Below are 18619 nucleotides of genomic sequence, written 5' to 3' on the forward strand. Positions count from 1 at the left end.
ATAAAGCTATGGCTGATATGTTAAAAATAATTAAAGACAATGGCAGCGATTATTTCCGTCCTGATGAGGCCGTTACGCATTATACTTTTGAGATTAATTGATATAAAATTATGAAATATTTTTAATATGAGTATATACATAAATAAATATAGTTTGTCAAAAAATTATTTTTTTTAATTGAAAATATTGCTGGACTTCACAGTCGTGCCCGTTCTGCGTGCCGACGAAGTCCAGCGAAAGGGTATATTTCAGGCTAAATTTAATAATTTATTCTACATTTAAGACATAATTAGTACTGTTTAGTATTATTTTTAGATTTGCACTTTTTGCAACTTTGACGAAGTCCGCCTGTGGTGTGCGGCGGGAAAAAGTTGAATAAAAAAATTGACAAATTTAAGAATTTTCAGTATATACCTAAACAAATATGATTTGTCAAAAAATAAATTTTTAAATTTTAGTATTTGTGGGGACTAGCCCTACGAAGTACACAGTCGTGCCACACCCCCGCTTCTTTTGGTGACCCAAAGAAGCAAAAGGACTGCATCTTTATATACTAAAATAAGAAATTATACAACATATAAAACATTGTATTTTATGATTTAAGATTGATTTAAGATTAAATAATTTTAAAGTTAATATTGTCAAGTACTTTTGAAACAAGTCTATTGATTTATTATAATTTTTTTATTATAATATAGATATGTACTGAAGGAAATAGGTCAGAATCCTATACTAGCCCGTAGCCGTATTCAGTAGCGAACCCTAGTAAACCATTGTTGCCTATTGAGGTGATGAGAAGGTAGGGTGTAGAAAGCTGTAAGTCGGAATATTTCAATACATAATTTATTTCTATCGAGGAGCATGGAATGGAATTCATAGTAATTTAATATTTAATTAGTTCAAAATATAAATTTGTTCAATTTTATCAATTTAATTTCATATTGTTTCAATTCTGTGAAATTTTATTCATTTTTTAAAAAAATGATATCTTGTTATTGACAATGCTATGCCGTTGTTTTATACTATATGTATAGCAATGGTTTATTGTGCATTTTTTGATAATTTTTCTATTCTAATAATCTAAAATTAATCTTTGTCATATAATCATTGCCTTTTAATTAAAAAAATAACATTAATTTTATTATTTTTTAAGGAGGATTTTTATATGAGTAAAGCAATAGAGTTTGTAGGCACTGCTATGGGAGACACTATAGGGCTTGTTATTGCTAATGTAGACAAAAGTGTTTTGGAAAAGATGAATTTTGAAACAAAATACCGCTCTATAGGTATTATAGGCGGCAGAACAGGTGCAGGTCCTCATATTATGGCTGCTGATGAGGCTGTGAAGGCTACAAACACAGAAATTGTTTCTATACAGTTGGCACGTGATACAAAAGGCGGTGCTGGTCATGGTAACTTGATTATATTCGGTTCTGATGATGTTTCAGATTCAAGACGTGCAGTTGAAGTTGCATTAAAAGATTTAGACAGAACTTTCGGCGATGTTTACGGAAATGAGGCTGGACATATAGAATTACAGTACACTGCAAGAGCTAGTTATGCCTGCAATAAAGCATTTGGTGCCCCAATAGGCAAGGCTTTCGGTATTTGTGTTGGTGCTCCTGCTGCTATAGGTGTAGTAATGGCTGATACTGCTGTTAAATCTGCTAATGTAGAAGTAGTAGGATATGCTTCTCCTGCAAGCGGTACTAGTTTTTCAAACGAAGTTATATTACAGATATGCGGAGATTCTGGTGCTGTTAGACAGGCTGTAATAGCTGCAAGAGAAATAGGCTGTGAATTATTGGGAACTTTAGGCTCTAAACCTAAAAATGACAGACCATCATATATAATTTAATTATTAGGAGAAGTTCATGAAATCTAAAAGATTTGAAATATTAAGAAACAGACCAGTAAATCAGGACGGATTTGTTGGTGAATGGCCTGAGGTAGGTCTTGTAGCTATGGACGGACCTAATGATCCTAAACCTAGCATAAAAATATCAAACGGCAAAATAGTTGAGCTTGATGGTAAAAAAGCTGAAGATTTTGATTTTATAGATACATTTATTGCTAATTATTCTATAAATATTGAAAATGCTGAAAAAGCTATGAGTATTGACTCAAAAAAAATAGCTCTTATGCTATGCGATCCTAATGTACAAAGAAGCGAAATAATCCCTATAACAACATCTATAACTCCTGCTAAAATATCAGAAGTTATGAGCTGTATGAATGTTGTTGAAATGATGATGGCTTTGCAGAAAATGAGAGCAAGAAAAACTCCTTCCAATCAATGCCATGTAACTAATGTAAAAGATAACCCAATACAAATAGCAGCAGATGCGGCAGAAGCAGCTGTCAGAGGTTTTGATGAAGAAGAAACTACAGTAGGTATAGTTCGTTATGCTCCTTTTAATGCTTTAGGCTTATTAGTAGGTGCTCAGGTTGGAAGACCTGGTATACTTACTCAATGTTCATTAGAAGAGGCTACTGAATTGTTATTAGGTATGAGAGGATTAACCTGTTATGCAGAAACAATATCAGTATATGGAACAGAAAGAGTATTTACAGACGGAGATGATACTCCATATTCTAAAGCTTTCCTAGCTTCATCTTATGCATCACGCGGTTTAAAAATGCGTTTTACTTCTGGTACTGGAAGTGAAGTACAGATGGGATATGCAGAAGGTAAATCTATGCTTTATTTAGAGGCTAGATGTGTATTCATTACTAAAGGTGCAGGAGTACAAGGTTTGCAGAATGGTTCTATAAGCTGTATAGGTGTTCCGGGCGGAGTTCCTAGCGGTATCAGAGCAGTTTTGGCTGAAAACCTTATTACAGAATGTTTGGATTTGGAAGTTGCTTCTGGTAATGACCAAACTTTCTCTCACTCAGATATAAGAAGAACAGCAAGAATGCTTATGCAGTTCCTCCCTGGTACTGACTTTATATTCTCTGGTTATAGTTCTACTCCTAACTATGACAATATGTTTGCAGGTTCTAACTTTGATGCTGAAGACTTTGACGATATCAATGTATTACAAAGAGACTTAAAAGTTGACGGCGGACTAAGACCTGTAAAAGAAGAAGAAATAATAGCTGTTAGAAATAAAGCTGCAAGAGCTATGCAGGCTATATTTGCTGATTTGGGCTTCCCAGAAATCACAGATGAAGAAGTAGAAGCTGCAACTTATGCACATGGAAGTAAAGATATGCCGGACAGAAATGTTGTAGAAGATTTAAAAGCAGCACAAAGCATACTTAATAATGGAATAACAGGTTTAGATGTTGTTAAAGCTTTATATAGAAAAGGCTTTGAAGATGTTGCTCAAAGTGTTTTGAATATGCTTAAACAGCGTGTAGCAGGCGATTATTTGCATACTTCAGCTATTATTGATAGAAACGGCTATGTTATTAGTGCTGTTAATGATGTTAATGACTATCATGGTCCTAGTACTGGTTATCAAATAAGTAAAGAACGCTGGGAAGAAATAAAAAATATTCCTAATGCTATAAGCCCAGATTCTATTTAAGGAGTAAGTAATGAATATAGATGAAAAAACTCTCAAATTAATAGTTAGCGAAGTTATAAAAAATATTAATAATCAAAATAATAATACAGGCAGCAGTACTTCTGCAGGTTCTAATCCGAATCCTAATGTAAGTACTAATCATCAGGCTCCGCCTCCTCTTAATTTTAAAGAGCTTGGAAAAGCTGAAGTTGGTAAAAATAAATCTGAAGTAGTAATAGGCTTAGCTCCTTCTTTCGGACTTCATCAAACTGAAACTATAGTTCATATACCTCATTCTCAGGTATTAAGAGAATTAATTGCAGGTATAGAAGAAGAAGGATTAAAAGCACGTATATTGCGTTTCCTGCATACATCAGATGTTTCATTTATAGCCAATGCAGCTGCAAAATACAGCGGTTCTGGAATAGGTATAGGTATACAGTCTAAAGGCACTACAGTTATACACCAAAAAGATTTGCTTCCTTTAAGTAATGTTGAATTATTTCCTCAGGCACCTCTTTTGGATTTGCCTACTTTCAGAGCTATAGGTAAAAATGCTGCTAAATATGCTAAAGGAGAATCTCCAACTCCTGTACCAGTTCGTAATGATCAAATGGCTCGTCCTAAATATCAGGCAATTGCCGCTTTACTTCATATAAAAGAAACTGAACATGTTGTTGATAATGCAGATCCTATAGAGCTTTCAGTTTCGCTGTAATAATTTTGTAAGGAGATAAAATATGGATGAACAACTTTTAGAAAAAATGATAAAAGAAATAGTTAATAATATTAGCAATACCAGCAATGTTAAAAGTGTTTCTAATACTATTAATGTAAGTGCTAAAGATTATCCTTTAGGCTATAATAGAAAAGATTTGATAAAAACTTCTACAGGAAAAAGTTTAGATGATATTACATTAGAAGCAGTAATGAGCGACAGAGTAGGTCCTAATGATGTTCGTATTACCGCTGAAACTTTGGAATATCAGGCACAAATAGCTGAGTCTGTAGGAAGAAAGATATTTGCTATGAATTTGAGAAGGGCTGCTGAATTAACAAGAATAAGCGATGACAGGATATTAGAAATATATAATGCTTTAAGACCTTTCAGATCAACTAAAGCCGAACTTATTGCTATAGCTGATGAGCTTGAAAATAAATATTCTGCTACAATATCAGCTTCTTTAGTTAGAGAGGCAGCTGAAGTTTATGAAAAGAGAGATCGTTTAAGAAGAAAATAATAATTTTTAAATATTATAAAGCCAAATATAAAAATTGTGAGCATATAGCAAATTCATTTGCTATATATTTTGAGCGAACAATTTTTATTAGCAATAATAATAAAAATAATAATTTTTTAATGCTGGAAGCTAATATAAAAATTGTTGACATATGGTGCATAGTAATTTGAAGCATGTAATTATTAAACAATTTTTATTGGCTGTAATAATGAATTTTTATTAATGGAAGTGTCAATGAAATATATTGCTGGAATAGATATAGGTAATTCTACCACTGAGATTGCTGTTGCCAAAATTAGTGATAATAATGAGGCAGAGTTTATATCTAGTGATTTGGTATTTACTACAGGTATAAAAGGTACTTTTTCTAATAAGCATGGTATTTTTGGAGTTCTAAAAAAGAGTTTGGATAAAGTTAATCTTACAGTTAAAGATATATCTCTAATAAGAATAAATGAAGCTACTCCTGTTATTGGTGATGTAGCTATGGAGACTATAACTGAAACTGTTGTAACTGAATCTACTATGATAGGGCATAATCCAAAGACACCGGGCGGTTCTGGAATAGGTATAGGCATAAGTGTTCATTATAATGATATTTCCAATATAAAAAAAGGTGAAGATGTAATAATCGTTGTTCCTAATACTGTGGATTTTAAAGATGCTGCAGACTCTGTTAATGAGACCATATCTAGGGGTATTAATGTTAATGGTTTGATTTTACAGAAAGATGACGGAGTTCTTGTACAAAACAGAATAAACAAAAATATTCCAATAGTTGATGAGGTTACACTTATAGATAAAGTTCCTATTGGTATGCTTTGTGCATTAGAGGTAGCTCTTCCGGGTAAGGTTATTGAGACATTATCCAATCCTTACGGTATAGCAACAGTATTTAATTTATCACCTGAAGAAACTCAGTCAGTTGTACCTATATCAAGGGCTTTGATAGGAAACCGTTCTGCTGTTGTAATAAAAACTCCTGAAGGTAATGTCAAAGAAAGAAGAATACCAGCGGGTAAATTAACTATAATTGATTCTAAAAGGACATTAGAGGTTGATATAGAAGCAGGTGCTGAAAAGATAATGTCTGTTATTAATAAAGCAGATGATATAGAAGATATTATTGGTGAGGCTGGAACTAATATAGGCGGTATGATAGAAAAAGTAAGACAGACTATGGCTAAGCTCACAAATAAAAATAAAGATGATATTAAGATTAAGGATCTTTTAGCTGTAGATACTTTTGTACCTAGAAGTGTTAAGGGCGGTCTTGCCAATGAATTTTCTATGGAAAGTGCTGTAGGTATAGCTAGCATGGTTAAATCTGATAGGCTTCAGATGGAGATAATAGCCAATGAGCTTAAAAAAGATTTAAATATTGATGTTGAAGTAGGTGGAGTTGAAGCTGATATGGCAATATTAGGGGCTTTAACTACGCCTGGTTCTTCATCTCCTTTAGCTATTATAGATATGGGGGCTGGAAGTACTGATGCTTCTCTTATAGATAAAAACGGAAAAATATCATATACGCATCTTGCAGGTGCAGGAAATATGGTTACACTTCTAATTAATTCCGAATTGGGACTAGATGATCTTGAAATGGCTGAAAGAATAAAGAAATATCCTTTAGCTAAAGTTGAGAGCATATTTCATATAAGACATGAAGATGGTACAGTACAGTTTTTTAAAGAGCCTTTAGATCCTAAACTATTTGCAAGAGTTGTAGTAGTAGAAGAGAATAATTTTGTTCCTATAGAATCTGATATACCTTTAGAGAAAATAAGGATTGTAAGAAGAAGTGCAAAAGAAAAAGTTTTTGTATTTAATTCTATAAGAGCCTTAGAAACGGTAAGTACTACTGGAAATATAAGAGATATACCGTTTGTAGTATTGGTTGGGGGGTCATCATTAGATTTTGAGATACCTCAAATGGTTATGGATGCTTTATCTCATTATAAGATAGTTGCTGGAAGAGGCAACATAAGAGGAAAAGAGGGTCCTAGAAATGCAGTTGCTACTGGGCTTATATTGGATTATGTTAGGTCTGGAGGAAATAGATAATTATGGATATACCATCTATCATTATATATAATTTGGGCAATGCAGATTCAAAATTAATGGATCAGGTTTTATATGGGATAGAGGAAGAAGGCATACCATATGTAGTTGAAAGCAAAAATGGAGATGGTTATAAAAATGCTGCTGAGGCATCTTATAAGGCTGCTATTGCTTCAAAATTGTCAGTTGGATTAGCTATGGATAATGAGAATATTGCCGTGCATTATGCTAATTTGGAAGAAAATACGCCTTTGTTTTTATATTCTGTAAAATCAATGAATATGCAGAATATGAGAAATATTGGCACAAATTCAGCCAGACTTGTTAAGGGAATTTATTTTATATTGAATGATGATTAATTATAATTAATTGTGATTGAGGAATGTTTATGGAGCTTAATTTAAATGACGCTTTTATCATGGCTTTGGAGGCTATAAAAAAAGCTGGAAGCATACATGTTGACGTGTGTATTTCTATAGTTAATAGTCATGGCGAGGAGATTTTCTTTTGTAAAATGGATAATGCTCTTAAAATAAGCGAGAAATTAGCTTTTAAAAAGGCTTACAGCAGTATATCATTAAAAGTTCCTACTTCCGATATAAAAAAGCTTATTGATGACAGTTTATGCGGACTTGATACGGCTATGTCTGGAGAGCTTGTAATGTTTGGCGGAGGAATTCCAATATTTAGAGACGGTAAATTATTGGGAGCTGTTGGAATAAGTGGCGGAGCGGTTGAGGAAGATGTAGTTATAGCTAAGGCGGCTTTAGAGGCGTTTAATAGGAACATTTAATAGATATGTAAAAATATATTTACGGAGAATATAATATGGATGAGAAATTAATAGAATCTATAGTGAGAGAAGTTGCTAAAAATATTAATATTATTGAATCTGGAAGCAGCAGCTGCAATACATTAGGTGTATTTGACAGTATGAAAGAAGCTATTGAGTATGCAAGTATTGCACAGAAGAAATTTTTATGCTCTAGTTTGTCAGAAAGAAAAAGAATAACTGATTCTATAAGAAATAAATTGAGACCTCTTATTAAAGAGATGTCTGTTATGACTGTAGAAGAAAGCAAAATGGGAAGAGTGGAAGATAAGATAAATAAAAATACATTAGCTATAGAAAGATGTACTGGTGTTGAAGATTTAAAAACAGGAGCTTTAACTGGTGATGACGGTCTTAGCTTAATAGAATTTTCTCCATTTGGTGTAATAGGTGCTATAACTCCGGTTACCAATCCTACAGAAACTATAATATGCAATAGTATAAATATGCTTTCTGCAGGAAACAGTGTTGTATTTAGTCCTCATCCTAGTGCTATAAAAGTATCTAATTGGCTTGTAGGAAAGATAAATGAGGCTATAATAGAAGCTGGAGGCGAGAGAAATTTAGTAGTTACTATTTCTAAGGCTTCAGTTGAAGAGGTTGATTATTTAATGGAAAGTCCTAAAGTAAATGCATTATGTATTACTGGAGGTATGCCTATAGTTATTAAGGGACTAAAAAGCGGTAAGAAAACTATAGGGGCAGGTGCTGGAAATCCTCCTGTTATAGTTGATGAGACTGCTGATATAGAACAGGCTGCTGCTGATATAGTGGCTGGTGCTTCTCTTGATAATAATATGCCTTGTATAGCAGAAAAAGAAGTATTGGCAGTGGACTCTATATTTGACTATTTGATGTTTAATATGGAAAAGAATAATGCATTTAAAATTTCTAAAAAAGAAGATATGGTGAAACTTGAAAAAGGTGTTATAAATGAAGACGGAGCTGTAAACAAAAAGTTTATAGGTAAAAATGCCAAATATATATTAGATACTTTAGGCATAGAATGTCCTTATGATCCTAGACTAATAATAATGGAAACACATAAAGAACATCCTTTTGCTGTAAAAGAGCTTATGATGCCTGTGCTTCCTTTGATAAGATGCAAAGATTTTGATGAGGCATTGGATTTGGCTGTGAAATTGGAAGACGGATGCAGACATACTGCTGCTATGCACTCTAAACATATTGACAGACTTACAATAGCACCGAAAAGACTTCAGACAACAATATTTGTAAAAAATGCTCCTTCATATGCGGGAATAGGATTGGGAGGAGAAGGATACACTAGTTTTACATTAGCAAGCAGTACTGGGGACGGTATTACTAGTACAGTAACTTTCACAAGAAAAAGAAGATGCGTATTAAAAAATGGGTTATTTGTTAGATAAATAATTATATTTTTATATACTTAATAAAAGAGGATATTAATTATTATGGAATATGCTTTAGGTATGATAGAAACTCATGGTCATACTGCTGCTGTTGAGGCTTTAGATGCAGCATCCAAGGCTAGTAATATAATTTTTCCTTCTATGGTGCATGTGGGAAGCGGAAGAATTGCAGTATCATTTTTCGGAGATGTTTCTGCAGTTAAAGCTGCTGTTGACTGCGGCGTTGCTGCTGCTGAGAAAGTTGGAAAGGTTTTAGGCAGTAATGTTATAGCCAGATTGGATAAACAGGTTCTTAATTCTCTTTTTGAATATGTATCTTTTGATAATAATAAAGATTCGAACAAAGAGAATGAAGAAACTTTGGAAAACAAACAATCAGAAAGCAATACAGAAATAATTAATGAAAATGCTGGTAATTCTGACATAGAAAACAAAGAGAATGAAGAGACTTTGGAAAATAAAAAAACAGAAAGCAGTACAGAAATAATTAATGAAAATGCTGATAATTCTGACATAGAAAACAAAGAGAATGAAGAGACTTTGGAAAACAAACAATCAGAAAACAGTACAGAAATAATTAATGAAAATGCTGATAATAATTCATCAGATAGTAATGTTGTAATTAATAATACATCGCTTTTTGATGAAGATATTAATAACAAAACAGATAATGAAACGGCTTCTAATGAAACTGTTTCAAAGAAAAAAACAAGAAAAAAGAAAAAAAATAATAATAATCAATAAAATAATAAAAATCATTGGAGGTAATATATATGGCAAGTTCTATGGCTTTAGGTATGATAGAAACTAAAGGTTTGGTATCTGCTATAGAGGCAGCAGATGCTATGGTAAAAGCAGCTAATGTTAATCTAGTAGGTAAAACATTAATAGGCGGAGGTTTGGTAACAGTTATGGTACGCGGAGATGTAGGAGCAGTGAAAGCAGCAACAGATGCAGGAGCAGCAGCTGCAGCTAAAGTAGGCGAACTTATCAGCGTTCATGTAATACCAAGACCTCATGAAGAAGTAGAAACTATATTAAAATAATTAATAGGAGGCTAATAATATGGCAAGTTCTATGGCTTTAGGTATGATAGAAACTAAAGGTTTGGTATCTGCTATAGAAGCAGCAGATGCTATGGTAAAAGCAGCTAATGTTAATCTAGTAGGAAAAACATTAGTAGGCGGAGGATTAGTAACAATTATGGTACGCGGAGATGTAGGAGCAGTGAAAGCAGCAACAGATGCAGGAGCAGCAGCTGCAGCTAAAGTAGGAGAGCTTATCAGCGTACATGTAATACCAAGACCTCATGAAGAAGTAGAAACACTTCTTCCAGCTCCAAAAGTTAATAACAGCAGTAAAGAAGAGTAATATATAAAGTAATAGGTTTATTATGAAAGTTTTAACAGAACAAATGCTTAGAAGCGAGATACTTAACAGAGATGTATCAGAATATTTTATAGAAGAGGGCGTTTTTGTAACTCCTTCTGCTAAAGAATATTTGGCTTCACGCAAAATAGAACTTAAAATAAAATCAGGCGGTTTTAATGCAGGAAGTTCTACATCAAGTCCTAAATCCTATGGCATAAAAGAAATAGAAAATATGGAGTATTATATAGACTATAGTACAAATAAAAAATTGAATACTAAACCTGAAAATTATACTCATTTATATGATAATGTATTAGTTGAGAAAAATCATCCTAGGATAGTGCTAAGGGGAAAATTAGACAGTCTGCTTTCTTTAATTGTTGATATACAGTATCAGTTTAAAGAAAGACATGAGGATAAATTGCTTGAATACTTAAAAAAATATCAGAAGCTAATACATACTATATTATATTCTGAGGTTTCAAATAAAAGTTTAGAGTTTGATACCATATTCGATTTGACAGAAGAAGAGATTAGAAAAATGTCTCATCACCCAAAAGAGTATTTCGGATGCGATCATATTTTTGTTAATTGTAATATGCCTTTTACTGTTATAAAACTTAATCTTATAAGAACAGCTGTTAGAGAAGCGGAGCTTGCAGCATATAATGCTTTGAAAAATGAAAGAGATGACCTTATAAAGTTATTGAATCGTATGAGCAGTGCTGTTTATATATTAATGTTGATGGCACATACCGGTAAGGATATAAGCAAATGACAGATAATTCATTTTTTAATAAAATATCTGATTCCATTAAATATGAGCTTAGCAAAAGAAAAATCATAAAGGTGGAAATATCAGCAAGGCATGTACATCTGTCTCAAAGTGATTTAGAAATATTGTTTGGAAAAGGTTATTCTTTAACTCCGAAAAGAGATCTTTCGCAGCCTGGGCAGTATTTAAGTGAGGAGCGTGTTAAACTTGTTGGTGCTAAGTCAGAAATGAATAATATAGCTATATTAGGTCCTGTGAGAAAAAATACTCAGGTAGAGTTGTCTATATCTGATTCTAGGGCATTAGGTATTAAAAATATAACGATTAATGAATCGGGACAGCTTGAGGGTGCTGGAGATATAACTATAATTGGAAAAAATGGAAGTATAGAAGCTAAAAATTCTGTTATAGTGGCTAAAAGACATATACATTTAAGAGAAAAAGATGCTTCAGAATGGAATTTGTATAATGGTCAGATAGTTAAAGTTAAAGTTTATGGTATTAGATCTTTAATATTTGATGAGGTTGTTGTAAGGGTTAGTGATAAGTTTATGCCTGCTATGCATATAGATTTTGATGAAGCAAATGCATGCGGTTTACTCAGTCAGGGATATGGAGAGATCATTTTATGAGTTTTTCATTTGAATATGTTGATTCTATTATAGATAAGACGACTGACTGTATAGAAAAAAACGGAGATTTTGATATAAATGATAAACTGTATGTAGGTGTTGATTTAGGTACTGCTTATATTGTATTGGTAGTTGTAGATTCAAAAGGCAATCCTATAGCAACGGAGCTTCAATATGCTGAAGTAGTAAGAGATGGTCTTGTTGTTGACTATTCTAGGGCTTGCTCTATTGTCAGAGAATTAAAGGGAAAATTGGAAAATAGGCTTGGAGTTGAGCTTGTAAATGCTGCTATTGCTATGCCGCCCGGAGTTAACAACAAATCAGTTGCTACGCATAGATATGTAGCTGAGAGTGCTGGGTTTGAGGTATTAAATGTGATAGAAGAGCCTGAAGCTGCTAACTATATATTAAATATAGATAACGGAGCAGTTGTTGATGTGGGCGGAGGTACTACTGGTATTGCTATATTTAATAATGGTAAAATGATATATACGGCTGATGAGCCTACTGGCGGGACGCATTTTACTCTTACTATTGCTGGAAATTATGGTATTTCTTTTAATGAAGCAGAAAATAAAAAGAAAGATAAAAATAATTCAAAAGAGATATTCAGAATTGTTCTTCCAGTAATACAAAAGGTAGGCAGCATAATAAGCAAGCATATAAAAGATTATGATGTAGATTTAATTTGCTTAGTTGGCGGTACAGTATGCTTGGACGGGTTTGAAAATGTTGTTGAAAAAGAAACTAATGTGCATACTATAAAGCCTAAAAATCCTTTTTTGGTTACGCCTTTGGGGATAGCTATGAGTTTGGTTAAAAATAACAAGGATTAATTAATAAAAATTAGAGGAAGTATTATAAATTTATGGACGATTTAGTATTAAAAAAAATTGTACTAGAAGTTATAAATCAATTAAATAAAACATGCATAGATTCTGTATTTGTTCTATCGGATAATAATAGTTTTTGCTTCAAAAGCGAATTAGAAAATATGGGATATAAAGTTGATATATCTAATAATGCTTGCGATTTTAATAATCATTGTATGTTTATAATAGCTGATTTATCTGCTGAGATTATATCTTCTATATCCAATCTTTTATATAAAGACAGTAATACTTCTTTTATAATTAATGCTTTGTTAGCTGGAAAAAAAGTTTTGGCATTAAAAGATAATGATAAATTTGATAATTATAAAAAAACAGCTTCTAATCAATTATTTTCTAAATTATTAGAGCTTGAAAATACAGCAAAATCTTACGGGCTTATAATACTTGATAGTAAAAGTTTTTTATCATATTTTAGTAAAAATAGTAATAATGAAATTAAAAGTTCATCATCTTCATTTGATTTTAGAGATAAAAAAGTTATTACTAAAAGTGATATAATGGATATTGTTAAGGATTATTCAAGCATTGCAGTAAGAAATAATGTTATAATAACACCGCTTGTTATGGATTATATAAAAGAAAATAAAATAAACATTATTTATAATGAATAAAATTAAAAGGAATTATTAATGGTACTAGCAAAAGTAATAGGGAGTGTATGGGCTACAAAAAAAGAGGAGGCTTTATCTGGAAGCAAACTTTTAATTACAAGAGTATTCGAACCAGATACTAATAAAGAATTGGATATTATTGTAGCTTGTGATTATATAGGAGCTGGTATAGGCGATATAGTTATTATTACTTCTGGAAGCGGTGCTAGAAATGCTCAGGGTGATAAAGATATGCTGCCTATAGATGCAGTTATAGTGGGAATAGTGGATCAGGTTGATTTAAATAAATAAAAATGAAGGTTTATATATGAGTTTGAAAGAAAAAATATATAATGCTGGTATTGTGGGTGCCGGCGGAGCAGGTTTTCCATCACATATAAAATTGCCTGAAAAAGTGGAATATTTGATAGCTAATGCAGCAGAATGCGAACCCCTATTAAAAACGGATCAGTTCTTAATGCTGAAATATGCTGATAAAATAATAAAAGCATTAACCGTTATAGGTAATGAAATATCAGCTGAGCATATAATTATCGGTACTAAGAAAAAATATACTAAGCAAATAGAAGCATTATCTGAAGCTATAAAAAAAGAAAATGCTCCTATAGAAATAAAGACATTTAAAAGTTTTTATCCTTTGGGTGATGAACAGACTTTGGTATACAATATTACTAAAAGAGTTATTAAGGCTGGAGGTATACCTTTAGAGGTGGGCTGTGTTGTATTTAATGTTGCTACTTTATGCAATATTTATGATAGTTTAAGCGATATACCTGTAACTTCAAAATATATGTCAATATTAGGAGAGGTAGATAAACCTTCTATTGTTAAAGCTCCTATAGGTGCTAATTTAAGAGAGATTTTATATCAGTCTGGCGTAAATGATGATGATAAATATGTCATAGTAGGCGGTCCTATGATGGGTAGATATTATCCTATAAAAGAGACTAATAATTTGTTTGTTAAGAAAACAACTGGGGCTTTGATAGTTATTGATAATGATCATTATTTGGTAAAAAAGAAAAATATAAATTATGATAAGATGATTTCTTTAGCTAAATGTTCATGTATACAATGTTCTGCTTGTTCTGAATTATGCCCTAGAAATTTAATCGGTCATAAAATTCACCCTCATTTGGTTATGCGTACTTCCGCATTTGCTGATTTGGATAATATAGAAAATAATAGTGAGAATGTATTGGACATACTTAAAGAGGCATATTTCTGCTGTGAGTGCGGTATATGCGAACTTTATTCTTGTCCTATGGGTATTAATCCTTCAAACATGAATATATACATTAAATCACTTTTGAGAAAAGCGAATATTAAATTGGACAGAAATGTAAAAGATTATGGGGTACACTCATCTATAGAATATAGAAGGGTATCAACTAACAGACTTACTAGAATTTTAGAATTGGATAAATATGCCCATGATGAAGCAGACTTGGATAACCCTAAAGAAATTAAAGTTTCAAGAGTATGTATAGAATTAAGGCAGCATATAGGAATGCCTGCTGAGGCTTTAGTTAAAGAGGGCGATTTAGTTAAAGAAGGTCAAATTATAGCTGCAGTACCAATAGATAAAGTTGGGGCTAATATTCATTCAAGTATTAATGGTATTGTAGAGTCTGCTGACAGTGAAAAAATAGTTATAAATGGGGAGAGTATTAAATGAAGTCTATAGGAATGATAGAATTGAACAGCATAGCTAAGGGAATATTAGTTACAGATTATATAGGAAAAACTGCGAATGTGAAGATTTTGAGATCTCATTCTGTATGCCCCGGAAAGTATATTGTTATATTCAGCGGAGATGTAGGGGCTGTAGAAGCATCTAAAAATGCGGCTCTTAATGCTGGAGGACATTCTGTAATTAATTCTTTTGTAATAGCAAATGTTCATGATACAGTTATAGAAGCTATTAATGGTACTTTGGGCGATTTTCCTAAAGAGGCTATTGGAGTTATAGAATATTTTTCTATTGCTTCTGCTGTACAGGGAGCTGATGATGCTGCTAAGGCAAGCGATGTATCATTAGTTAATGTTAGGCTTGGTTTTGCTATAGGCGGAAAATCTTATATTACAATGACTGGTAAGATTAGTGCTGTTGAAGAGGCTGTTAAGGCTGGAATTAAAAAGGCTGAAGATGACGGGCTTGTTGTTGATTATTGTATACTTCCTTCTCCTATAGATGAATTATATAATTCTATTTTATAATTTTGGAGTGTGTATTTATGAATAAAAATAAAATACTTTATAATAGCCAGAATGTTTATGATCTTATAAAAGATAATACAGAAATTATAGAAGCTGATAATAATGTGATATTTACTCCAAGTGCTATGGATATTATTAAATCAAAAGGGATAAAAATAGTTTATAAAAAAGATATTGCTGATAATTGCAGATGCTCTTGTGTAAAAGATGAAAGCACTGAGATAGTAAAACAGACTATAAAAATTTTGGTTAATAAACTTAATATCACTGATGAAAAGATTATAAAAAAAGTTATAACTGAAGTATTAAATAGAGTAAATTTATAAAGATTTTTTAATGGAAAATTTGAATTTATCTATTGGAATAATAGAAATTACAGGATATGTTGCGGTTATTAGTGCTTTAGATACTCTTTTAAATGCAGCTAATGTAGAAGTTATAGATAAAGAGCGTATAGGTTCTGGTATAGTTGTTATTATTATAGCTGGCAGTATATCCAATATTAAAGAGGCTGTAAAAAGTGCTGAAATTGCTATAAAAAAATTAAATAGTAAATGCAGATATACTGTTATCACAAAGCCTCATAATGATTTATGGCGTATTATACCTTAAATAAAAACTAAAGGAGTTTTTTCGGATTATGGAAAATAAAGATATTCAGTCTATCGTGTCAGAAACAATCTGCACCTTTTTACATACTGGAACTGCTTCTGGATATAAAGATAAAAATAATTCAAATAGCAGAAAAATAATAAAGAAAAATATTTCAGATATTAATAAAGTTCAGTCTGATATAGATAAAAATGTATACATAACAGATGTTTTTAATACAGATGAGAGAGGGGTATTAAAATGTTTATTGATGGAATTAAATGCTTCTTCTATAAAATGCGTATTAAATAGCGATGAGATTTATATTGTTTTAGAGGGTGTTCTTATAGCTGAGAGTAATCAAAATATAACTGAAGCTAAACAGGGAGAAATAGTATCTGCATTAAAAGGAGATTGTGTTAATTTCTCTACACCTTTCTATGCTAAATTTTTACGTGTAGTTTATTCAAGTAATTAAGTATTTATATTATATTTTTTATATATTAAAAAACTGCAAAATATTTTTGTAATTAATTTTGCAGTTTTTATTATATTCAATTATATTTATATAAGTTTTCTATAAATATTTTTCACATCTTCTAAACTAGGCTTAACAGGATTGGTTAATAAACATACATCTTTTAAAGCATTTGAAGCCATTTCTTCTATAGCATTTTCGAATTCATTTTTATCAACACCATATTCTGTTATTTTTTGATTTATTCCTATATTTTTATTTAATTCCAAAATTAGATGTTTTAATATTTCGCATGAAGCTGAAACATCATCAATATTTTTTACATTTAATAAATCTATAACTTTAGCATACTTTCTAGCAGATTTTTCACAATTTTTGGCATTATATTCTATAACATGAGGCATTAATATAGCATTAGCCCTTCCATGAGGCTGTCTAAATCTTCCTCCAAGTGAATGTGCCATAGCATGTATTAAACCCAAACCCGCATTATTAAAAGCGACCCCTGCTATACAGGAGAGTTCATGCATAGCTATACGGGCATCAATATCCTTTCCGTTATGTACAGCTTTAGATATATTATTAAATACACCAACTATAGCATGTTCACTATACGGCATAGTAAAAGGACTAGCATTCACAGAAACATACGATTCAAAAGCATGTGCCATAACATCCATTCCAGTTTCTGCTGTTATTCTAGGAGGTACTGTCATAGTAAACTGAGGGTCTAATAAGGCTATGTCTGGGAGCATTTCATTAGATACAAGAGGTACTTTTCTATGAGTTTCTTTATCCGTTATTATGGTGTATGAAGTAACTTCAGAGCCTGTTCCGCTTGTAGTAGGTACAGCTATGAAAATAGGTTTTTTTAAATTATCAGACATTCTTTTATTAACTTCTAAAGCAAAGTATATTACAGATTTAGCAGTATCTATTACAGATCCGCCTCCTATTGCTATTATAGTATCAGAATCAAATGATAAAATCTTACTTAAACATTTTATAACGATTTCAAAACTAGGGTCTGGTTCTATATCAGAAAATATTTCATAATTAATATTTTTATTTTTTAATAGGTTTATAGTAGAATCGCAAGCCCCGATTTTAAGCATGTTATTATCGGTAAATATAGAAACACGCTTTGACTTTGAAAGATCCAATTCTAATAAGGCATTATTTCCTGATATTATTTTTGTATTTAAAATGAACTCTATCATATATAATAACTCCCATCTGTTTATGTCATTTTTACACATATTTTTTATACAAAGATAGGGAAAAATTAAAAGATCTATTGCTTGATATTTAAATTATACATTTGTATAGTTTAAAGTCAATAGAATATTATCAAAATATATATTTTTAATATCATAATAATTTATAATAGCAGATGTGTTTCAAAAACTATTGATGTAGGATTTTTATAAGTTTGTTTATAGTATTAATTATTGTATAAATAAATGTTTTATATTTGGTATATACCTAAACAAATACAGTTTGTCAAAAAATTATTTTTTTAAATTGAAATATTGCAGGGCTTTGCTGCGAAACATACAGTCGTGCCAGCTCTGCGTGCCGTAGGCAGGTGTGCCACATACGAAGTACGCCTGTGGTGTCGGTAGCGAAAGGCTACATTTTACACTGAATTTGGTAATTTATCTTACATATAGAACATAATTAGTACTATTTAATAATAATTTTAATACTTGCACTTTTTGGTTCTTTTTGCGGCGGGAAAAAGAACAACAAAAAAATTGATAAACTTAAAAATTTTTAGTATATACCTAAACAATTATAATTTGTCAAAATTAGTTTTTCAAATTTATTGTTTGTGGTGGCTTTGCCCCCACACCCCCACTTCTTTTGGTGTCCCAAAGAAGCAAAAAGACTGCATTTTTTAAGTAAAACATAGTTATTATAATAAATTTTAAACTTATTTTATTAATGCTAAATAATACTTTATACTATTTATAAGTTATCATTACATCTATAAATAATTAAA

The 18619-nt window shown here is 31.5% G+C and carries 22 protein-coding genes and 1 riboswitch; of the genes, 21 read left to right on the forward strand and 1 reads right to left on the reverse strand.

Features of this window, described 5'->3' with window-relative positions:
- The first annotated feature begins 668 nt into the window (after positions 1 to 668).
- Positions 669 to 854: riboswitch (cobalamin riboswitch) on the forward strand.
- A gap of 311 nt (positions 855 to 1165) precedes the next feature.
- From pduB to Q1X91_RS09240, 21 genes are all read left to right on the forward strand, one after another.
- Complete coding sequence (pduB, locus tag Q1X91_RS09140; protein WP_096736034.1) at positions 1166 to 1858, forward strand: propanediol utilization microcompartment protein PduB; 693 nt, start codon at positions 1166 to 1168, stop codon at positions 1856 to 1858.
- Positions 1859 to 1874: 16 nt separating this feature from the next.
- Positions 1875 to 3536, forward strand: coding sequence for a propanediol/glycerol family dehydratase large subunit (locus tag Q1X91_RS09145; RefSeq protein WP_300756188.1), 1662 nt, complete (start codon positions 1875 to 1877; stop codon positions 3534 to 3536).
- Positions 3537 to 3546: 10 nt separating this feature from the next.
- Positions 3547 to 4233 carry a propanediol/glycerol family dehydratase medium subunit gene (locus Q1X91_RS09150; protein ID WP_300756190.1) on the forward strand — a complete coding sequence of 229 codons (687 nt, stop codon included), beginning with the start codon at positions 3547 to 3549 and terminating at the stop codon, positions 4231 to 4233.
- A gap of 22 nt (positions 4234 to 4255) precedes the next feature.
- Positions 4256 to 4756, forward strand: coding sequence for a diol dehydratase small subunit (locus Q1X91_RS09155; RefSeq protein WP_300756192.1), 501 nt, complete (start codon positions 4256 to 4258; stop codon positions 4754 to 4756).
- 234 nt (positions 4757 to 4990) lie between these two features.
- On the forward strand, positions 4991 to 6820 hold the full coding sequence (locus Q1X91_RS09160; protein WP_300756195.1) for a diol dehydratase reactivase subunit alpha: 1830 nt from the start codon (positions 4991 to 4993) through the stop codon (positions 6818 to 6820).
- A gap of 2 nt (positions 6821 to 6822) precedes the next feature.
- Positions 6823 to 7176 (forward strand): glycerol dehydratase reactivase beta/small subunit family protein, encoded by a 354-nt coding sequence (locus tag Q1X91_RS09165; RefSeq protein WP_300756198.1) that lies wholly within the window; start codon positions 6823 to 6825, stop codon positions 7174 to 7176.
- A 29-nt stretch (positions 7177 to 7205) separates the two neighbouring features.
- Complete coding sequence (locus Q1X91_RS09170; RefSeq protein ID WP_300756201.1) at positions 7206 to 7610, forward strand: heme-binding protein; 405 nt, start codon at positions 7206 to 7208, stop codon at positions 7608 to 7610.
- 35 nt (positions 7611 to 7645) lie between these two features.
- Positions 7646 to 9040 carry an aldehyde dehydrogenase family protein gene (locus Q1X91_RS09175; protein ID WP_300756204.1) on the forward strand — a complete coding sequence of 465 codons (1395 nt, stop codon included), beginning with the start codon at positions 7646 to 7648 and terminating at the stop codon, positions 9038 to 9040.
- A 45-nt stretch (positions 9041 to 9085) separates the two neighbouring features.
- The gene (locus tag Q1X91_RS09180) at positions 9086 to 9787 is read left to right on the forward strand and encodes a BMC domain-containing protein (protein ID WP_300756206.1); all 702 of its coding nucleotides are present in this window, start codon (positions 9086 to 9088) and stop codon (positions 9785 to 9787) included.
- Between the two features lie 29 nt (positions 9788 to 9816).
- Positions 9817 to 10089: a BMC domain-containing protein gene (locus Q1X91_RS09185; protein ID WP_300756209.1), complete on the forward strand. Its 273-nt coding sequence runs from the start codon at positions 9817 to 9819 to the stop codon at positions 10087 to 10089.
- A 19-nt stretch (positions 10090 to 10108) separates the two neighbouring features.
- Positions 10109 to 10414 (forward strand): BMC domain-containing protein, encoded by a 306-nt coding sequence (locus Q1X91_RS09190; protein ID WP_300756212.1) that lies wholly within the window; start codon positions 10109 to 10111, stop codon positions 10412 to 10414.
- A gap of 22 nt (positions 10415 to 10436) precedes the next feature.
- Complete coding sequence (locus tag Q1X91_RS09195; protein WP_300756215.1) at positions 10437 to 11192, forward strand: ethanolamine utilization protein; 756 nt, start codon at positions 10437 to 10439, stop codon at positions 11190 to 11192.
- Positions 11189 to 11821 (forward strand): phosphate propanoyltransferase, encoded by a 633-nt coding sequence (gene pduL, locus Q1X91_RS09200; RefSeq protein ID WP_300756217.1) that lies wholly within the window; start codon positions 11189 to 11191, stop codon positions 11819 to 11821. The genes Q1X91_RS09195 and pduL overlap by 4 nt, the downstream gene beginning before the upstream one ends.
- On the forward strand, positions 11818 to 12657 hold the full coding sequence (eutJ, locus tag Q1X91_RS09205) for an ethanolamine utilization protein EutJ (protein WP_300756219.1): 840 nt from the start codon (positions 11818 to 11820) through the stop codon (positions 12655 to 12657). The genes pduL and eutJ overlap by 4 nt, the downstream gene beginning before the upstream one ends.
- A 32-nt stretch (positions 12658 to 12689) precedes the next feature.
- Positions 12690 to 13325, forward strand: a complete 636-nt coding sequence (locus tag Q1X91_RS09210; RefSeq protein ID WP_300756221.1) for a hypothetical protein — start codon at positions 12690 to 12692, stop codon at positions 13323 to 13325.
- An 18-nt stretch (positions 13326 to 13343) separates the two neighbouring features.
- Positions 13344 to 13616 carry a EutN/CcmL family microcompartment protein gene (locus Q1X91_RS09215; RefSeq protein ID WP_300756224.1) on the forward strand — a complete coding sequence of 91 codons (273 nt, stop codon included), beginning with the start codon at positions 13344 to 13346 and terminating at the stop codon, positions 13614 to 13616.
- Positions 13617 to 13632: 16 nt separating this feature from the next.
- Entirely contained in the window at positions 13633 to 15003 is a 1371-nt protein-coding gene (locus Q1X91_RS09220; RefSeq protein WP_300756227.1) for a 4Fe-4S dicluster domain-containing protein, read from the forward strand.
- The gene (locus tag Q1X91_RS09225; RefSeq protein WP_300756229.1) at positions 15000 to 15545 is read left to right on the forward strand and encodes a BMC domain-containing protein; all 546 of its coding nucleotides are present in this window, start codon (positions 15000 to 15002) and stop codon (positions 15543 to 15545) included. Before Q1X91_RS09220 ends, Q1X91_RS09225 begins: the two co-directional genes overlap by 4 nt.
- A 17-nt stretch (positions 15546 to 15562) precedes the next feature.
- Positions 15563 to 15871, forward strand: coding sequence for a hypothetical protein (locus Q1X91_RS09230; protein ID WP_300756231.1), 309 nt, complete (start codon positions 15563 to 15565; stop codon positions 15869 to 15871).
- A gap of 10 nt (positions 15872 to 15881) precedes the next feature.
- The gene (locus Q1X91_RS09235) at positions 15882 to 16157 is read left to right on the forward strand and encodes a BMC domain-containing protein (protein WP_300756234.1); all 276 of its coding nucleotides are present in this window, start codon (positions 15882 to 15884) and stop codon (positions 16155 to 16157) included.
- A gap of 28 nt (positions 16158 to 16185) precedes the next feature.
- On the forward strand, positions 16186 to 16614 hold the full coding sequence (locus Q1X91_RS09240; RefSeq protein WP_300756237.1) for a transcriptional regulator: 429 nt from the start codon (positions 16186 to 16188) through the stop codon (positions 16612 to 16614).
- 86 nt (positions 16615 to 16700) lie between these two features.
- On the opposite strand, the gene Q1X91_RS09245 is transcribed toward Q1X91_RS09240, so the two are convergent.
- Positions 16701 to 17834, reverse strand: a complete 1134-nt coding sequence (locus tag Q1X91_RS09245) for a 1-propanol dehydrogenase PduQ (RefSeq protein WP_300756239.1) — start codon at positions 17832 to 17834, stop codon at positions 16701 to 16703.
- Positions 17835 to 18619: the final 785 nt, after the last annotated feature.

The sequence above is a fragment of the uncultured Brachyspira sp. genome (assembly GCF_949287625.1).
Lineage (GTDB): Bacteria > Spirochaetota > Brachyspiria > Brachyspirales > Brachyspiraceae > Brachyspira.

What these genes read in the sequence shown, in the direction of transcription:
- pduB (WP_096736034.1), top strand. Translation starts at nt 1,166, where the DNA reads ATGAGTAAAGCAATAGAGTTTGTAGGCACTGCTATGGGAGACACTATA.
- Q1X91_RS09145 (WP_300756188.1), top strand. Translation starts at nt 1,875, where the DNA reads ATGAAATCTAAAAGATTTGAAATATTAAGAAACAGACCAGTAAATCAG.
- Q1X91_RS09150 (WP_300756190.1), top strand. Translation starts at nt 3,547, where the DNA reads ATGAATATAGATGAAAAAACTCTCAAATTAATAGTTAGCGAAGTTATA.
- Q1X91_RS09155 (WP_300756192.1), top strand. Translation starts at nt 4,256, where the DNA reads ATGGATGAACAACTTTTAGAAAAAATGATAAAAGAAATAGTTAATAAT.
- Q1X91_RS09160 (WP_300756195.1), top strand. Translation starts at nt 4,991, where the DNA reads ATGAAATATATTGCTGGAATAGATATAGGTAATTCTACCACTGAGATT.
- Q1X91_RS09165 (WP_300756198.1), top strand. Translation starts at nt 6,823, where the DNA reads ATGGATATACCATCTATCATTATATATAATTTGGGCAATGCAGATTCA.
- Q1X91_RS09170 (WP_300756201.1), top strand. Translation starts at nt 7,206, where the DNA reads ATGGAGCTTAATTTAAATGACGCTTTTATCATGGCTTTGGAGGCTATA.
- Q1X91_RS09175 (WP_300756204.1), top strand. Translation starts at nt 7,646, where the DNA reads ATGGATGAGAAATTAATAGAATCTATAGTGAGAGAAGTTGCTAAAAAT.
- Q1X91_RS09180 (WP_300756206.1), top strand. Translation starts at nt 9,086, where the DNA reads ATGGAATATGCTTTAGGTATGATAGAAACTCATGGTCATACTGCTGCT.
- Q1X91_RS09185 (WP_300756209.1), top strand. Translation starts at nt 9,817, where the DNA reads ATGGCAAGTTCTATGGCTTTAGGTATGATAGAAACTAAAGGTTTGGTA.
- Q1X91_RS09190 (WP_300756212.1), top strand. Translation starts at nt 10,109, where the DNA reads ATGGCAAGTTCTATGGCTTTAGGTATGATAGAAACTAAAGGTTTGGTA.
- Q1X91_RS09195 (WP_300756215.1), top strand. Translation starts at nt 10,437, where the DNA reads ATGAAAGTTTTAACAGAACAAATGCTTAGAAGCGAGATACTTAACAGA.
- pduL (WP_300756217.1), top strand. Translation starts at nt 11,189, where the DNA reads ATGACAGATAATTCATTTTTTAATAAAATATCTGATTCCATTAAATAT.
- eutJ (WP_300756219.1), top strand. Translation starts at nt 11,818, where the DNA reads ATGAGTTTTTCATTTGAATATGTTGATTCTATTATAGATAAGACGACT.
- Q1X91_RS09210 (WP_300756221.1), top strand. Translation starts at nt 12,690, where the DNA reads ATGGACGATTTAGTATTAAAAAAAATTGTACTAGAAGTTATAAATCAA.
- Q1X91_RS09215 (WP_300756224.1), top strand. Translation starts at nt 13,344, where the DNA reads ATGGTACTAGCAAAAGTAATAGGGAGTGTATGGGCTACAAAAAAAGAG.
- Q1X91_RS09220 (WP_300756227.1), top strand. Translation starts at nt 13,633, where the DNA reads ATGAGTTTGAAAGAAAAAATATATAATGCTGGTATTGTGGGTGCCGGC.
- Q1X91_RS09225 (WP_300756229.1), top strand. Translation starts at nt 15,000, where the DNA reads ATGAAGTCTATAGGAATGATAGAATTGAACAGCATAGCTAAGGGAATA.
- Q1X91_RS09230 (WP_300756231.1), top strand. Translation starts at nt 15,563, where the DNA reads ATGAATAAAAATAAAATACTTTATAATAGCCAGAATGTTTATGATCTT.
- Q1X91_RS09235 (WP_300756234.1), top strand. Translation starts at nt 15,882, where the DNA reads ATGGAAAATTTGAATTTATCTATTGGAATAATAGAAATTACAGGATAT.
- Q1X91_RS09240 (WP_300756237.1), top strand. Translation starts at nt 16,186, where the DNA reads ATGGAAAATAAAGATATTCAGTCTATCGTGTCAGAAACAATCTGCACC.
- Q1X91_RS09245 (WP_300756239.1), bottom strand. Translation starts at nt 17,834, where the DNA reads ATGATAGAGTTCATTTTAAATACAAAAATAATATCAGGAAATAATGCC.